The organism is Acrocarpospora sp. B8E8, assembly GCF_039871605.1.
In the GTDB taxonomy this organism is placed as follows: Bacteria; Actinomycetota; Actinomycetes; order Streptosporangiales; family Streptosporangiaceae; genus Acrocarpospora; species Acrocarpospora macrocephala.
Genome location: NZ_JBDPLV010000032.1, coordinates 52612 through 68222, shown reverse-complemented (window position 1 = coordinate 68222; position 15611 = coordinate 52612). Strand labels below are relative to the sequence as shown.

At 67.2% G+C, this 15611-nt stretch carries 15 protein-coding genes; 13 read left to right on the top strand and 2 right to left on the bottom strand.

From position 1 onward, the window contains the following. Window positions 1-115 precede the first annotated feature (115 nt). The 7 genes from ABGB08_RS28375 to ABGB08_RS28345 all read left to right on the top strand — a co-directional run bounded on the left by ABGB08_RS28375 (window position 116) and on the right by ABGB08_RS28345 (window position 9053). Window positions 116-1522 carry a glycoside hydrolase gene (locus ABGB08_RS28375; protein WP_347595801.1) on the top strand — a complete coding sequence of 469 codons (1407 nt, stop codon included), beginning with the start codon at window positions 116-118 and terminating at the stop codon, window positions 1520-1522. Window positions 1523-1681: 159 nt separating this feature from the next. Then, the gene (locus tag ABGB08_RS28370) at window positions 1682-2713 is read left to right on the top strand and encodes a Gfo/Idh/MocA family oxidoreductase (protein ID WP_347595798.1); all 1032 of its coding nucleotides are present in this window, start codon (window positions 1682-1684) and stop codon (window positions 2711-2713) included. Further along, entirely contained in the window at window positions 2704-3537 is an 834-nt protein-coding gene (locus ABGB08_RS28365) for a PmoA family protein (RefSeq protein WP_347595795.1), read from the top strand. The genes ABGB08_RS28370 and ABGB08_RS28365 overlap by 10 nt, the downstream gene beginning before the upstream one ends. Further along, window positions 3525-4169, top strand: a complete 645-nt coding sequence (locus ABGB08_RS28360; RefSeq protein ID WP_347595792.1) for a cupin — start codon at window positions 3525-3527, stop codon at window positions 4167-4169. The genes ABGB08_RS28365 and ABGB08_RS28360 overlap by 13 nt, the downstream gene beginning before the upstream one ends. A 245-nt stretch (window positions 4170-4414) precedes the next feature. Next, complete coding sequence (locus ABGB08_RS28355; protein ID WP_347595789.1) at window positions 4415-7021, top strand: chitinase C-terminal domain-containing protein; 2607 nt, start codon at window positions 4415-4417, stop codon at window positions 7019-7021. Between the two features lie 143 nt (window positions 7022-7164). Next, window positions 7165-7755, top strand: coding sequence for a copper resistance CopC family protein (locus tag ABGB08_RS28350; RefSeq protein ID WP_347595786.1), 591 nt, complete (start codon window positions 7165-7167; stop codon window positions 7753-7755). After that, complete coding sequence (locus ABGB08_RS28345) at window positions 7752-9053, top strand: CopD family protein (protein ID WP_347595783.1); 1302 nt, start codon at window positions 7752-7754, stop codon at window positions 9051-9053. The genes ABGB08_RS28350 and ABGB08_RS28345 overlap by 4 nt, the downstream gene beginning before the upstream one ends. Window positions 9054-9700: 647 nt before the next feature. On the opposite strand, the gene ABGB08_RS28340 is transcribed toward ABGB08_RS28345, so the two are convergent. Further along, a complete protein-coding gene (locus ABGB08_RS28340) occupies window positions 9701-10606 on the bottom strand; it encodes an NADP-dependent oxidoreductase (protein ID WP_347595780.1) in 906 nt (301 codons plus the stop codon). A 67-nt stretch (window positions 10607-10673) separates the two neighbouring features. Then, window positions 10674-11348: a GntR family transcriptional regulator gene (locus ABGB08_RS28335; RefSeq protein ID WP_347595777.1), complete on the bottom strand. Its 675-nt coding sequence runs from the start codon at window positions 11346-11348 to the stop codon at window positions 10674-10676. A 174-nt stretch (window positions 11349-11522) separates the two neighbouring features. Between ABGB08_RS28335 and ABGB08_RS28330 the strand changes: the two genes are divergently transcribed. From ABGB08_RS28330 to ABGB08_RS28305, 6 genes are all read left to right on the top strand, one after another. After that, complete coding sequence (locus tag ABGB08_RS28330; RefSeq protein ID WP_347595774.1) at window positions 11523-11822, top strand: Dabb family protein; 300 nt, start codon at window positions 11523-11525, stop codon at window positions 11820-11822. A gap of 56 nt (window positions 11823-11878) precedes the next feature. Further along, window positions 11879-12817: a fumarylacetoacetate hydrolase family protein gene (locus tag ABGB08_RS28325; protein WP_347595771.1), complete on the top strand. Its 939-nt coding sequence runs from the start codon at window positions 11879-11881 to the stop codon at window positions 12815-12817. A 175-nt stretch (window positions 12818-12992) separates the two neighbouring features. Next, the gene (locus ABGB08_RS28320; RefSeq protein WP_347595768.1) at window positions 12993-13781 is read left to right on the top strand and encodes an SDR family oxidoreductase; all 789 of its coding nucleotides are present in this window, start codon (window positions 12993-12995) and stop codon (window positions 13779-13781) included. Window positions 13782-13793: 12 nt separating this feature from the next. After that, window positions 13794-14717: a VOC family protein gene (locus tag ABGB08_RS28315; protein ID WP_347595765.1), complete on the top strand. Its 924-nt coding sequence runs from the start codon at window positions 13794-13796 to the stop codon at window positions 14715-14717. 52 nt (window positions 14718-14769) lie between these two features. Beyond that, a complete protein-coding gene (locus ABGB08_RS28310; RefSeq protein ID WP_347595762.1) occupies window positions 14770-15216 on the top strand; it encodes a cupin domain-containing protein in 447 nt (148 codons plus the stop codon). Beyond that, window positions 15216-15524 (top strand): hypothetical protein, encoded by a 309-nt coding sequence (locus ABGB08_RS28305; protein ID WP_347595759.1) that lies wholly within the window; start codon window positions 15216-15218, stop codon window positions 15522-15524. The genes ABGB08_RS28310 and ABGB08_RS28305 overlap by 1 nt, the downstream gene beginning before the upstream one ends. Window positions 15525-15611 lie beyond the last annotated feature (87 nt).

Sequence of the window (15611 nt, the reverse complement as noted above, 5' to 3'; positions counted from 1 at the left end):
GCGGTGCCTACCGTCTGTCGAGTCACGGGTTGACGGGCTTTACCGGCAACATCTACGTTACGTGACACGAAAAGTCTCGGTAATCTTGTGAAACTTTCGGAAAGCGGGTCTCCGCATGTCGCGACGTCACAAGGCACTACTCGTTCCGATCCTGGCCTTACCCTTGGCGGGGTTCACGCCCGCCGGTGCGGAAAGCGCTTCCCATGGATCCAAGATCGAGGTCGACTACCGAACGGTTCATCAGAAGATCGATGGATTCGGAATCTCGCAGGCGTTCCGCCGGATGGAGCTCATCGAGCAACTCTCCCCGCAGCAGCAGCGCGAGATCCTCGACCTCTGGCTGAGCAAGGAGAAGGGCGCGGGAGTCAGCATCCTGCGGCTCGGCATCGGCTCCTCGCCGACCGGCAGCCCCTATGACCTGATGGAATCGATCCAGCCGGTCGACCCCGGCGGTCCTGACGCGACACCGAACTATGTCTGGGATGGCAAGGACGGCGGCCAGGTCTGGCTGGCCAAGGAAGCCAAGCGGTACGGCGTGAAGCGCTTCTACGCCGACGCCTGGAGCGCGCCCGGCTACATGAAGGACAACGGCTCCGACAGCAACGGTGGCAGCCTGTGCGGCCTGACCGGGGTGACCTGCGCCAGCGGCGACTGGCGCACGGCCTACGCCAAATACCTGGTGCAGTACGCGAAGTTCTACAAGCAGGAGGGCATCAAGATCACCGACATCGGGTTCACCAACGAGCCCGACTGGACGGCCGTCTACGCCTCCATGCGCTTCACCCCCGCCCAGGCGGCCGAGATGGTCCGGGTGATGGGTCCGTACGCCCGCCAGGCCGGGCTCAACCTGGTCTGTTGTGACTCCTTCGGGTGGAACGAGTCCAAGGCGTACACGGCGGCGATCGAGGCCGACCCGGCGGCGCGGCGCTACGTGGACGTGCACGCGGGCCACACCTACGCCAGCCCGGTGGACGCGCCGCTGCCGACGAACCGGCCGGTGTGGATGTCGGAGTGGAACCCGAACGGCGACACCTGGAACGAGGCGTGGGACGACGGCAGCGGCTGGGACGGGTTCACCATCGCCGCCGCCATCCATGACGCGATGACGCTGGGCAACGCCTCCGCCTACGTCTACTGGTTCGGGGCCTCGCGCGGGGCGACCCGGGCGCTGCTGCAGGTGGACGTGCCCAACCAGACCTACGCCGTGTCCAAGCGGCTGTGGGCGCTGGCCGCGTACAGCAGGTTCATCCGGCCGGACGCGGTGCGGCTCGGGATCACGGCGAGCGACCCGGCGCTGCGGGTGGCGGCGTTCCGCAACAAGGACGGCTCCGAGGTGGTCGAGATCCTGAACACCGGGACGGCCGCCGTGAGCACCACCCTCAAGACGAAGTCCGGCAAGGCCACCCTCTACCTGACCGATGGTGGAAACTCGCTGGCTCCGACCGTCCTGCCCGGCAAGCACGGCCACCGCCCGGTGACCTTGCAGCCGCGTTCTCTGACGACCATCGTCGTCAGATTCTAATGAGAAAGTTGCTAAATGGACTGCCACTACGGTCCTGACCAGGCACGACAGTGGGGTGGCAGGCTGATGAGCAGGTTTCTCATTAGTTACCGTTGACCCCGGGAGGGCGCCCCTGGGAGCGTGGGCGCCCTTCCGGTTCCACTTATCGGGGTGATCGGGATGATTCGGGTAGCGATCGTCGGCACGGGCGGCATCGCGAGCGCGTGCCATCTGCCCGCGTTGCGCGCGCAGGCGCACCGGGCCGAGGTCGTGGCGGCGGTGGACGTGGACGAGGCGCGGGTGAAGGCGTTCTGCGCGGAGCACCGCATCCCGGTGGCGTACACCTCGCTGGAGGCGATGCTGGAGAGGGAGCGGCCGAATCTGGTGCATATCTGCACGCCCCCGCATCTGCACGCGGCGCAGGCGGTGGAGTGCCTGCGGGCGGGGGCGTGGGTGTGGATCGAGAAGCCGGTGTGCCGGTCGCTGGCGGAGTATGACCTGATTTCATCCGCTGAATTGGATGCGTTCGCGTCTGTTGTCTCGCAGCATCGGTTCGGGTCGGGGGTGCGGCATTTACGGGCGATCGCGCCGGAGCTGGGGCGGGCGCTGGTCGCGTTGTGCGTGACCGCCTGGTATCGGGATCATGCGTATTTCGACGTGCCGTGGCGGGGGAAGTGGGCGACCGAGGGCGGCGGGCCGACGATGGGGCACGGGATCCATCAGATGGATGTGCTGCTTTCGGTGCTCGGGGAGTGGACCGAGGTGCGGGCGATGACCGGGACGCTCGATCGGCGGGTGGAGACCGAGGATGTTTCCATGGCCATCGTGCGATTCTCCTCTGGGGCGATGGCGTCGGTGGTGAACAGCGTGCTGTCGCCGCGGGAGGAGAGTTACCTGCGGTTCGATTTCAGCGCCGCGACGGTGGAACTGCGGCATTTGTACGGCTATCGCAATGCGGACTGGACCTCCGCGTCGCCGCTCTGGAATCCGCCGGAGGATGTGCCAAGCTCGCATGAGGCGCAGCTGGCGGAGTTGCTGAACGCGTTCGAGCGGGGGGAGGCGCCGCCGATGAGTGGACCCGAGGGGCGGCAGGCGCTGGAGTTGATCACTGGGCTGTATGCGTCGGCTTTTATGGGGAAACCGGTGTTTCGTAGTGATCTGGCGGTGGATCATCCGTTTTATCACCGGTTGGATGGAGGCACGTGGAGCTGATCTTCTCCGAGCGTGGGGTGGAGATCCTGCGCTACGTCTACGAACCGGATATGCCGGTTTTCGAGTCGCCGAAGCCGTTTTTTCATCCTATAAGGACGTTGGCGGGGGATGTGGTCAGCGTGTATCGGCCGCATGATCATCGCTGGCATAAAGGGTTGCAGCTTACCGTGTCGGATTTATCCGGCGAGAATTTCTGGGGTGGCGGGAGCTATGTGCGGTCCGAGGGTGGGTATGTGGATCTGCCCAACAACGGGACCATGCGGCATGAGGAGTTCCTGGCGCCGGGGGTCGAGCGGCTGACCTGGCATACGCAGGCGGGCGAGCACTGGGTGGATGAGGAGCGCGTGATCGCGGTCCGGGATGTGCTCGAGGAATCCTGGGCGCTGGAGTTCAGCACGGCGATCACCAATGTGCGCGGCTCGGAGCTGGTCTTCGGAAGCCCGACCACGAACGGGCGGCCGCTGGCTGGATATTGCGGTCTTTTCTGGAGAGGTCCCCGGTCGTTCGAGGGCGGCGATGTGATCGCCTCGCATGGGGAAGGTCCGGAGATGATGGGACGGCCGTCCGATTGGCTGGCTTATGTCGGGCGTCATGACGAGGTGGATCGCTGCTCGACGCTGCTGTTCCTGAGTTCCCAGCCCACTGACTGGTTCGTCCGGACGACGCCGTTCGCCGCCGTCAATCCGTCGATCGCGTTCGATCGGGTGCTGGTGCTGCCGCCGGGTGAGACGCTGTCCCTGCGCTACCAGGTGGTCGTCGCCACCGGGGCGTGGGATCGGGCCCGGCTGGAGGCGTACGTGAAGGAACATCCGTGTTCGGGGTAGGTGTCTCGGATCTGACCGTCTATGACTGGCCGACCGTCGACGGGCTCTGCGGGGGTTCTCCGCATTTGCACACCTTGTGCGCGGAGGCGTACGTGGTGATCGCGGGGGTCGGGAGCGTACAGACCCTGACCTGGTCCGGATTCCAGGAGACCCCGCTGGAGCCGGGCTCGGTCGTCTGGTTCACGCCCGGCACCGTACACCGGCTGATCAACGGCGGCGGCCTGCGCATCATCGTGCTCATGCAGAACAGCGGCCTCCCCGAGGCCGGCGACGCCGTCTTCACTTTCCCACCGCACGTGCTCGCCGACGCCGCCCGGTACGGCCAGAGCGTCGCGGGCGACGTCCGGACACGTCGGGACCTGGCCATCGAGGGATTTCTGGCGTTGCGTGAAGACGGCTCCTCCTTCGCCGGGTTCCTCGAGCACGCGGCCCGGATTGTCCGGAACCGGCTGGACACTTTCGAGCAGCGCTGGCGCGAAGGGCCCCTGAAGGCCGCGCTGGCCACGGGCGAGCAGATGACCCGGCTCAGGAACGGCGATCTCAGCCACCTGCGGGAGGGCGCGGTGACCCGCCTCTCCCCCACCGCCAAGCCCGGCATGTGCGGAAATCTGCAGGCTTATCCGTCCGTGTGAGGGTTACCCGCCCGGTAGATGAGCCGTGCTCGGATCGTAGGGTGTCCTGATCGCACGCTCAACATTTGGTTAAGCCTGACTTAAGGAGCTAACTATCAGGAAACTTTCTTAAAAGAAACCATTGACGGGCCTGATCAGACGACTTAGGTTCGCGATCAATCCCCTGGGGGCGGGGTGAGGCCAACTGTTCTGTCGCGAGTCGCCGGAATCCGCGATCTCCGACCGTCGCCAATCGGAGGTGGCACGTGCGCCTGCGCGCAGCCGCCGCGGGAGCCTCGCTCGCTCTCGTGGCCGCACTCCTGTCCATTCACGGCGCCAGCGCGGCCGTCGACAACGAGACCTGCCGTCCCGACGGGCTGTATCGCACGCCTGGGCTGGATGTGCCGTACTGCCTGGCGTACGACGAGAACGGCAGGGAGAAGAACGGCGCAGACCATCCGCGGCGGATCATCGGGTATTTCACCGGCTGGCGGGACGGGACCAACGGGCAGACGCGGTATCTGGTCAGTGACATTCCGTGGGGGAAGGTCACTCATATCAACTACGCGTTCGGGCATGTCGGTGCCGATAACCGGTTGTCGGTCGGGAGCCAGGTTCCGGCGAACGCGGCCATCGGAAGGGAGTGGCCCGGGGTGGCGGGGGCGGAGCTGGATCCGGCCTTCGCCTACAGGGGGCACTTCAATCTGCTGAGCAAGTTCAAGAAGCAGTTCCCTGACACGAAGACGCTGATCTCCGTCGGCGGGTGGGCCGAGACTGGTGGGTTCTTCGACGCGAACGGTGACCGGCAGGCGTCGGGCGGGTTCTACTCGATGACGGTGAACGGCGACGGGTCGGTGAATCAGGCGGGCATCAACACGTTCGCGGATTCGGCGGTGGCGTTCATCCGGCAGTACGGGTTCAACGGGGTGGATGTCGACTACGAGTACCCGACGTCGATGAAGGACGCGGGGAATCCGCTCGACTGGTCGATCGCGAACGGGAAGCGCGCGCACCTGATGAAGGGCTATGTGGCCCTGATGAAGACGCTGCGGGCCAAACTCGACACGGCGGCGGTGGCGGATGGGAAGTACTACCTGCTGACCGTGGCCGCGCCGTCCAGTGGGTATCTGCTGCGGGGGCAGGAGACCTTCCAGGTCACGCAGTATCTCGATTATGTGAACATCATGTCGTATGACCTGCATGGGGCCTGGAATGAGTTTGTCGGGCCGAATGCGGCGTTGTATGACGACGGGAAGGACGGGGAGCTCGCGGCGGCTAGTGTGTACACGACCCAGCAGTATGGGGGGATCGGGTATCTCAATACCGACTGGGCTTATCACTACTTCCGTGGGGCGATGCCCGCCGGGCGGATCAATATCGGGTTGCCGTACTACACGCGGGGGTTCAGGAACGTCACCGGTGGAACCAATGGGCTCTGGGGGCGTGCGGTGGGGACGACGTGTCCTACCGGGCTGACCAAGTGCGGTGATGGGGCCGTCGGGATCGACAACCTGTGGCATGACGTGGAGAACGGGCTGGAGATGCCCGCGGGGTCCAATCCGATGTGGCATGCCAAGAATCTGCAGCAGGGGATTCTCGGGGACTATCTCGCGTCGTACGGGCTGGGTGGGACGACGATTCAGGGGACCTACACGCGGTTCTACGACGCCGGGCTGGTCGCGCCGTGGTTGTGGAATTCCACGAAGCGGGTGTTCCTGTCGACCGAGGACGACCAGTCGGTGGCGGCGAAGGCCGACTATGTCGTGGCGAAGGGTCTCGGCGGGACGATGATGTGGGAGCTCGCGGGCGACTACGCGTTCAATTCCGCGAAGGGGCAGTATGAGCCCGGGTCCACGTTGACCACGCTGATGTATGACAAGTTCAAGAACGCGTCGCCGTATGGGGCTGTTCGGGCTACGACGTCGATTCCCGCGCAGAAGCTGGATATCGGTGTGGAGTTCCGGGAGTTCGCGCTGGGTGACAACAACTACCCGATCAATCCGAAGATTCGGATCACCAATAATTCGTCTTCGACGCTTCCGGGTGGGACGGAGTTCCAGTTCGATTACTCGACTTCCGCTCCTGGTAACGCGGCCGACCAGTCGGGGTTCGGGTCGCAGGTGATTCGTAAGGACCATACGGCGGCTAACAACATCGGCGGGTTGAAGGGCGTCTACAACCGGGTGTCGTTGAAGCTTCCCAGCTGGCAGACATTGGCGCCGGGCGCTTCGGTGGACGTCGCCTTTGTCTACTATCTGCCGACCTCGACGCCTTCCAACTGGACGGTCACGTTCGGGGGGAACACCTACGGGATCGTCCAGGACTATGCGCGGGGCGGCGTGGGTCCCTCTCCGTCGCCGTCCGGATCGCCGTCTGGATCACCGTCGCCGTCGCCCTCGCCGTCAGGCGGAACCTGCACGGCACCCGCCTGGGTGTCCACCTCCATCTACACGAACGGAATGCAGGTCTCGTTCGGCGGCAAGACCTGGGAAGCCCGCTGGTGGACCCAGAACAACCAGCCCGGCACCAACGAAGTCTGGCGAGACCTAGGCCCCTGCACAGGCAACCCCTCCCCGTCGCCTTCTCCGTCGCCGTCGCCGTCACCTTCGCCATCGCCATCGCCGTCACCTTCTCCGTCCCCCTCCCCGTCGCCCTCGCCATCCCCGTCCCCCTCCCCGTCGCCCTCGCCATCCCCGTCGCCGTCGCCGTCGCCTAGTCCCACGGGCCAGTTCCCGGCCTGGGCTGCCGGAACGGCGTACACGGTCGGAGCGAAGGTGACTTACGCCGGATCCACCTACGAATGCCGCCAGTCCCACACCGCCCTTGCCGGCTGGGAACCCGCCAACGTCCCCGCCCTCTGGACGAAGCTCTAACCCCCTAAGCCCCCGGGTCGCGTGAGAAAGGTGACGCTCACGCGACCCGGGCTTTTCATCCCAGAATCGGGCAGGTCACGCACCAAACCGATAGATGGCACCATGGCTCCGTACCACCAAAGCCAACGGAAGGTCATCGACAGGTGAGGCGTCTACTCACGGTCCTGCTGCTAGCGAGCGCCGCCACCCTGGCAGCCCCGCTCACCACCGCCCAGGCCCACAACGTCCTGCTAGGCAGCACCCCGTCCAAAGGCTCCAACCTCACCACCGCCCCCACCGAAGTCCGCCTGACCTTCGACCAGCCCGTACGCCCCGAGTTCGCCAAAATCGCCCTCACCGACGCAACCGGCACCCACTACGAATCCGGCACCATCACCGTCGAAAAGAACGACGTAGTCACTCCCGTGACCCCCCCGACCACCTCCGGCACCTACACCATCGGCTACCAAATCCTCTCCAACGACGGCCACCCCGTAACCGGCCAAATCACCTTCACCTACACAACCCCCACCACGGACCCAACGCCCGCCACCTCGGCTACGACGGACCCGACGCCCGCCACCACCCCGGCCCCCGCGCAGTCGCCCCCCGCCGCCCCCCTCTCCTCCGGAGCAAACCCCCCTTCCGGCGGCGGCAGCTGGGTCTGGGGCCTCCTCGCCGCCACGGCAGCCCTCCTCGCCCTCACCGTCCGCACCCTGGCCCGCCACGACCGCAACCTGCGCGGTGCCGCATGACCGCCACCCCCGACCACGCGCTATCTGGCGAAACCGACGCGACCACAACCAAGACCCGGACCTCCAGCACCGAGAACGACGTCCCCGCACCAAAAGGCGTGGATCCCGCGCCCCGCACCGGCGGACCGGGCCAAGCCTCAACGAACCCGGCACCCACCTACGCAGACGACAGCGACGGCCCACGCTCCACTTCCCCACCGCAGCGCGTCACCACGGCACCTACCCACACCGAGAACGATGACGGCCAAGGCCCCGACTCTTCCCCGCCGGTCGTCATCTCCAGACCCGCCGACACCCACGGCGATGCCCCTTCCCGGCGAACGATTCCCCTGGCTGGACTCGCGATCGCCGGCGTCTTCGCCGTCGTCATCGCCACCTGGCTGACCGCCCCCGAAGAGGCCCTCGGCATCCCGGTCCCCGGCATCCTCGTGGACTACGGCCTGCCCGTCACCCGGCTGCTTCTGGACCTCGCCGCCCTGGCGACCGTCGGCCTGAGCCTGCTGCCCAAACTTCTGGGTTTCGACGACGCGGACCGTACCGAACCGATCGCCGCCCGAGCCCGGCACTGGGCCGTCATGTCCGCACTCACCTGGTGCGCCGCGGCCCTGCTCGCCACCCTGCTCAGCGCCGCCGAGGTGATGCCCGGCCAGATCCCCGACGTCGGCGCCTACGTGGAGACGATCGGCAGCGGCCAAGGCCTGATCGTCAGCGCCTCCGCCGCCCTGGTCAGCGCCGCCATCGGCACCCTCGCCATCCGCTTCGGCGAGAAGGTCCCCGCCGAACTCCGCGTCCTCGTCGCGATGTTCGGCCTCCTCCCCCTCCCCGTCACCGGCCACGCCTCCAACTGGTACTGGCACGACCTCAGCATGGTCTCCATGGAGCTCCACGTCATCGGTGCCTCAGCCTGGACCGGCGGCCTCCTGGCGATAACCCTCTTCCTCGCCACCAACCGCTCCCTCCTGGCCACCACCCTCCCCCGCTTCTCCCGCCTCGCCACCATCTGCCTGCTCCTGGTCAGCCTCTCCGGCCTCTTCAACGGCATCGTGGAACTCCTCCTCACCCCCACCGAACCCTTCCCCGCCTCCCTCTTCACCACCGGCTACGGCCAACTCCTCCTAGCCAAAACCACCTTCGCCGCCACCATCGCCCTCCTAGCCGCCAACATCCGCTGGCGCCTCCTCCCCAAAATCACCCAAGCCCACCCCACCACCTTCGCCACCTGGGCCGCCCTGGAACTCACCATCATGGGCCTGGCGTACGGCGTCGCCGTCGCCCTCACCCGCGCCCCCGTCGCCTGACCCACCCACCGGGCCGATGACGGCGCCCCATCACCGCGCCGAAGGTGAACCGTCCCGTCCGGGGCCACCGGGCGAGAGCGCCATGAAGTGGGAGCCGGCCATGCTGGAGCCAGTGGTCCCGCACCTCGTCCAGGAGGTCCCACAGGCGGCGCGGGTTTCGAACCCCGCCTCGGCCGGCAGGCGGTCGAATGGCAGACGGTCTGCGCGCTCGTCGGGGCGGGACTGGGGGTGTCCCTCGCCCCGGGCGAGCATCCGCCGCATCCGCCTCGACGGTGTCGCCTACCGGCGGATCGACCCGGACGACGCGCGCACCACCGTCGCGATAGCCTGGCGTCGCGACGATCAGAATCCGCTGGTCACCCGGTTCCTGAAGACCGACCGCGGACACCGGGCCCCTCCTTCAGCGCCTCGACCATGAAGTGACGGGGGCGATCGCGCCGGGGTCGTCCCAGATGTCGACCTGGGCCCTTGCTCTTGGCTCGAACCGGACCGGTAAGAGGGTTCTCACCTGCAGGTTTAGCGTTTTCGCCGCCCACGGCAATGGGGTTGGAACGAGTTCTGCCGACCTCCTGTGGGTTTGGTGTACCCACCTGGGCGCACCGGCGATCTTTCTGTGGACGCAACTCTTGCCATTCCGGCACAGGGCACTAAAACACCACGGCGACCTTTCCGGTGAGCCCGCGGGTCTCAAAACGTTCATAGGCCTTGCGCACCTCGGCGATCGGGAAGCTCGAATCGAGGCGCAGCCGCAGATCGCCTGTTTCGACCAGCTTCACCAGCTCGGCCAGGCCCGCCCCGTCCTCCTTGACCTGGTGCAGTGTCGTGGTGACACCACGGTGGCTCAGGTCTGGGGGGTCGCCGTGCTCGCTGGCGATCGTGGCGTACCGGCCGCCGTCGGAAACCGTTTCGCCGACCGGGGCCCCGCACGTGTCGAACACGGCGTCGTAGTGTCGCCGGCCGAGCTCCGCGACGTCCGTCACGGCCCTTCGAGCGCCCAGGTCGGTGACGATTTCCAGCTGTGCCGAACGGGACACCAGCGCGTCGACCGTGATCCCCCGCGCCCGCGCCAGTTGCACGGCGAGCCCGCCCACGGCTCCCGCGGCTCCGGTGACCAGGAGCCGCTGACCGCTGGAGACGCCGAGCCAGTCGAGGGTCTGGGCGGCGGTGAGGCCGGGCAGCGGCAGGGTGGCCGCCTCGACCAAGCTCGTGTTCAGCGGTGCGGCCGCCAGGGTGCGGGCGGGCAGGGCAACCAGGTCGGCCCAGGTCCCGCGTCCGGCCGCGAGCTGGGCCGACATCGCGATCACGCGCTCGCCGACGCTCAGGCCACTGTCACCGGGACTGACGACCACGCCCGCCAGATCCCAGCCGAGGGTCATCGGCAGGGCGGGGCCGCCACCGCGGATCGTGCCGTTACGGGTTTTGACATCCACCGGGTTGAGGCTGCTGGCCACGACCCGGACGAGGACCTCGTCCTGACCCGGTTCCGGCGCGGGTAGCTCGCGGACCGCCACCACCTCCGGCCCGCCGAACCTGTCTATATGAAGTGCGCGCAAAATATCTCTCCTAACTGAATGTGACGGCGTGAGACCTGGGCGCCCGCACTCGCAGTCGCGCCTTCGCTCAGTCGCCGGCGTTGACCGCCTCCAGCAGAACGTGGGTCGTACGGGCGATGTGGGCCCGTAGCCTCTCCGCTCCCGTGTCGGCGTCACGGGCGAGGGCCGCCTCCATCAACCGGCGGTGTTCGCCGGCGATGTCCCGCTCCCGGTCCTTGCCGATCGGGCGTGACCAGCGGCGGTAGAGTTCCGCGCTGTCGCGGAGGGATATGGCGAGATCACACAACCGGGGGCTGCCGCAGGCGTCGAACAGGGTCAAGTGGAAGTGCGAGTGCGCCTTCGCCCACTCCTCGCTGAAGAGCTCGGGGTCACTGTCCACCGTCATGCGCGTGTTCTCCAGCGTGTGATGCGCCGCGATGACACGGCTTTCCCAGGCCAGGTCACCGCGCTCGATGGAGTAGCGGAAGGCCATGCATTCGATGTCGCATCGCACAGCGGTGAGGTCCTCAAGGTCTTCCGGCGAGAGTGGGATCACCCGGAAACCCTGTCTCGGCGCCTCCACCACGAGCTTCTCCGCGCTGAGCTTCGCCAGCACCTCACGGAGAACGCTGATGCTGGTCCCGTAGCGCTCCGAGAGCGCGGCGAACTTGAGCCGCTCCCCGGGGCGCAGCCGCCCGGCGAGGATGTCGGCTCGCATCCGGTCGTACGCGGCTCCGTTCAGCGTGTTGGCTCCTTGCCTCATGCCTCATCGCTATCACATCGCCGAATAAAAGACAAATTTTCGATTCTTTATTGACTTGTCGAACCACGAGCTGCCACGGTGTTACAGGAGAGTTAACGCACCACCTGAAGCCCCGACCGGCTACAGGTCACGCGGTGGCAGCCATGCACAGGCAGGCAGAAAGAACAGTGCCGCATGATCATCCACCTAGCCATTTTCCGATGGAATAACGACGTGGACCCGGCCCAGATCGCCGGCCTCCGCGAGGCGCTCGCCGAGCTGCCCGACCTCATCCCCGCGCTGATGACCTACCGGTTCGGCGAGGATCTGGCGCTGCGCGAGGGCACCGGCGACTTCGGCGTCATGGCCGTCGTCGCAGACGAGGCGGATGTCCCGGGGTATCTCGATCACCCCGCGCATCTCAAGGTCGTCGAGAGGTTCACCAAGGTGATGGCCGCACAGCGGATCACCGTCCAGTTCGCCGTAAAGGACTGACGGCCCCGGCGTTCCCGCCACGTTTCCACCAACCTCATGAGGAAGGCATTCCTGCCATGCGGATCATCAGCTATACCGAGAACGGCCGGACGCAAGGCGGTGTCGCGCTCGGTGAGCATGTCGTCGAGCTCGGCTCGGCGGTCGCGTACGCCGGTTTCGCGATCCCCGACGGCGGGCCGCTGTCCGTCCGGGTCTTCCTCGGCCTCGACTACGACCGGGACGCGGTGCTGGCGGCCGCGGTCCAGCTCGTCAAGCAGGGCCGTGTCCGCCCGCTGAGCGAGCTGCGTCTCGCGCCGCCCGTACCCGACCCCGACAAGATCCTCTGCATCGGGCTCAACTACCGCGACCACGCCGAGGAGGCGGGACTCGCCCTGCCGAGCGAGCCGATGGTCTTCGCCAAGTTCAGGAACTGCCTGATCGGCGCCGAGGACGAGGTCGTGCTGCCCGACGAGAGCGAGCGGGTCGACTACGAGGCCGAGCTCGCCGTAGTGATCGGGCGCAGGGGTAGGGCGATCACCGAGGAGCGTGCCCTCGACCACATCGCCGGTGTGACGGTATTCAACGACGTCACCGCCAGGAATCTGCAGCTCGCCACCAGCCAGTGGACGCTGGGCAAGTCCGTCGACACGTTCGGCCCCTGCGGTCCGTATCTGGTCACCCTCGACGAGATCCCGGATCTGTCCGACCTGCGGCTGCGCACTCTGGTCAACGGCAGGGTCGTGCAGGACGGCTCCACCTCGCAGATGGTGTTCACCGTCCCCCAGCTCGTCGCCTATGTCAGCCAGGCGATGACGCTCGAACCCGGCGACATCATCGCCACCGGAACGCCCGCGGGTGTCGGATTCAAGCGGACGCCCCCGATCCTGCTGCATCACGGCGATCTGGTGGAAGTCGAGATCGACTCGATCGGACGGTTGTCCAACCGCGTCGTCAACGCCGTCAGGGCCGGATCGGAGCCCTCCCGTGAATCCGCCGTAGGGGCGGGTTCCCGCTGAGCGGGTCGGTTCGTCCCGAGCGGCCGAGCAGCGTACGACGCACCTGATCACCCCGTCGAATCCGCTGAACCCGAGGCCGGCCACGCGCCGGCCCTCATGACCCGGCCGGCCCACTGAGGGGTCTGGGCCGAGGGCGAGAACATCAATCCGCACCACTACCTAGGACCGGTATGTGATGGACCTTCAACTCCGCGGCAAGACCGCGCTTGTGACCGGCGGCGCACAGGGCATCGGCCTCGCGATCGCCGATCGGCTCCACGACGAGGGCGTGCGCCTGGCCGTCGCGGACATCGATCGTGAGCACCTGCTCAAGCATGAGGACCGGTGGACTGCCGACGGCCGCCCTCCGGCACTGATCGAGGCCGACCTGTCGAGCGCCGAGGGCGTCGCCCGTGCGATCGACGCCACACTGGAGGCGTTCTCCGGCCCGCCGGACATCGTGGTCAACAACGTCGGGGTGGCGCTGCCCCGGGCCTTCGCCGACATCGACGACGCGGGATGGCAGCGCACGTTCGACCTCAACTTCATGAGTTACGTGCGGGTCACCCGGGCGCTGCTGCCCAGGATGAAGACGGGGGCGGTCGTCAACATCGCCTCGGACCTGGCCAAGCAGCCCGAGGTCGTGCCGGCGGACTACGGAGCGATGAAGGCGGCGGTGCTCCACCTGACCAAGGTGCTCGCCTTGGAGTTCGCGCCCGCCGTGCGGACGAACGCCGTGCTGCCGGGGCCGGTGTGGACCGGCCTGTGGTCCAGGCCGGGTGGACTGGTGGACATGCTGGCGGCGGACTACGGCACCGACCGGGACACCGCGCTGTCCCGCTATCTCGCCGACCGGCAGCTCACGTTCGGCATCGCCGACCCCGACGACGTGGCGAGCATGGTCGCCTATCTCGTCTCCCCGCTGGCCCGGCGGGTCAACGGCTCGGCCTTCGACATCGGCGGAACCGTACGTTCTCTGATTTGAGAGGTGGTCGTCATGGCCCTGCACGCCTTGCAATCCTTGACCATCGGCGTCCCCGACCCTGTCCGTACCGCGGCCTTCTACGCCGACTTCGGCCTCGGCTCGGGCACCAGACACGTCTTCGCCGCCGCCGACGCCGGTGAGCAGCTCAGGATCGAGCATTCGCCGTACCGGCGGCTGCTGGAGATGGCGATCGCCGCCGATGATCCCGATGACCTGGAGCGCGTCCGGCGATCGCTGGACGCGCGGGGTGTGGCGGCACGTCTTCTCGGCTCGTCCCTCCACTGCGTCGAACCCGTCACGGGGACACGAGTCGAGGTGCGGGTCCTGCCCCGGCTCGTTCAGCGGGGAATCTCGCCGACCGCCTACAACGGTCCCGGCCGGGTGGAACGGATCAACGAGCGCGCCGCCGTGGTGAACCGCGCCGGACCGGTGATCCCCCGTAAGCTCGGCCACTGCGTGATCGGCACCCCCGAGCCCGAGGCCGTCCGGCGCTTCTTCGTCGAAGGCCTCGGGTTCAAGGTCAGCGACGAGGTCAAGGACGCCGCGGTGTTCCTGCGGTGCTCCGTCGACCACCACAACCTGCTCATCCATCAGGCGCCGGTGAACTTCCTGCATCACACCTCATGGCAGGTCGACGACGCCGACGAGGTCGGACGTGGCGCGATGCGGATGCTGGAGGCCGATCCCAGCCGTCACGTCTGGGGGTTCGGCAGGCACTGCATCGGCGCGAACTTCTTCTGGTACCTGCGCGATCCGGCGGGCAACTTCGCCGAGTACTACAGCGACATGGACACCATCGTCGACGACGCACTGTGGTCTCCCCAGGTCTGGGAGGGACACAAGGGGCTCTACCTGTGGGGGCCGCCGCCACCGCCCTCTTTCCTCCACCCGGAGGATCTGGCCGGCCTGATGGTCGGCGCGCACGGTTCCGCGTGACATTCCCGCGTCGGCCCGTGTCACCAAGCACCACCTTCGAAAGGAGAAAAGGATGTCCAGCGTCATCGTTGGCGACACCCGGTCACCCGGTCGTGTGCTCGGCGTGCACGGCGGAGCCGGGGGCATGCACTGGCTGCGGATCGCCACAGGTTCCCACCTCTACGGGGAGTGGGACGGCTTCGAGTGGGTGGGATTCGAGCCAGGGGCCAGGGCGGGGCGCCACGTTCACAGCCACACGGAGGAGATCTGGTTCTTCCTCCGCGGTACGGGCGTGGTGGAACTCGATGGCGTCAGGCACGACGTCGGCCCCGGCTCGCTCGTACTGACCCCGCACCACAGCAGCCATTCGGTGCACAACACCGGCGAGGAGCGGTTGGATTTCATGGTCATCGAGGTCTTCCCGCCCGCGATCAGCGGTGCTCTGCCGCCCCGACGACCGACCGAGGAACCGGACCAGATCCTGCTCGGTGAGGACACGACCAAGAAGGCAGGTGCGTGATGGCTGGTTTCGTCACGGTGCTCCAGACGGGGGACACACTCTCGGCCGCCGGCCACTTCGCCGGTCCCTGGAGGGACTTCCGACGCGTTCGGATCGAGCCGGGCGCGTCCGAGACCGTGGTCGGCGACACGGTCGAGGCCGCGATCTTCGTGATGTCCGGCGCCGTCTCGGTACGCGTCGGCGACACCGACACACCGCTTGAGGAAGGCGGCGCGCTGGCCGTCGGGCTGGGCAGCCGGGTGGACCTGGTGGCCCGTGCGGACGGCGCGGAACTGTTCATCACCACACTCAACGTCGACCTCGGATAACGGACCGGTCCCGGTCGACGAGACGAGCCGCCGTTTACGGGGAGCGGCGGCCGCGGAGAGTCCGCAGTCGAGCGCGGCGGCGGGTCC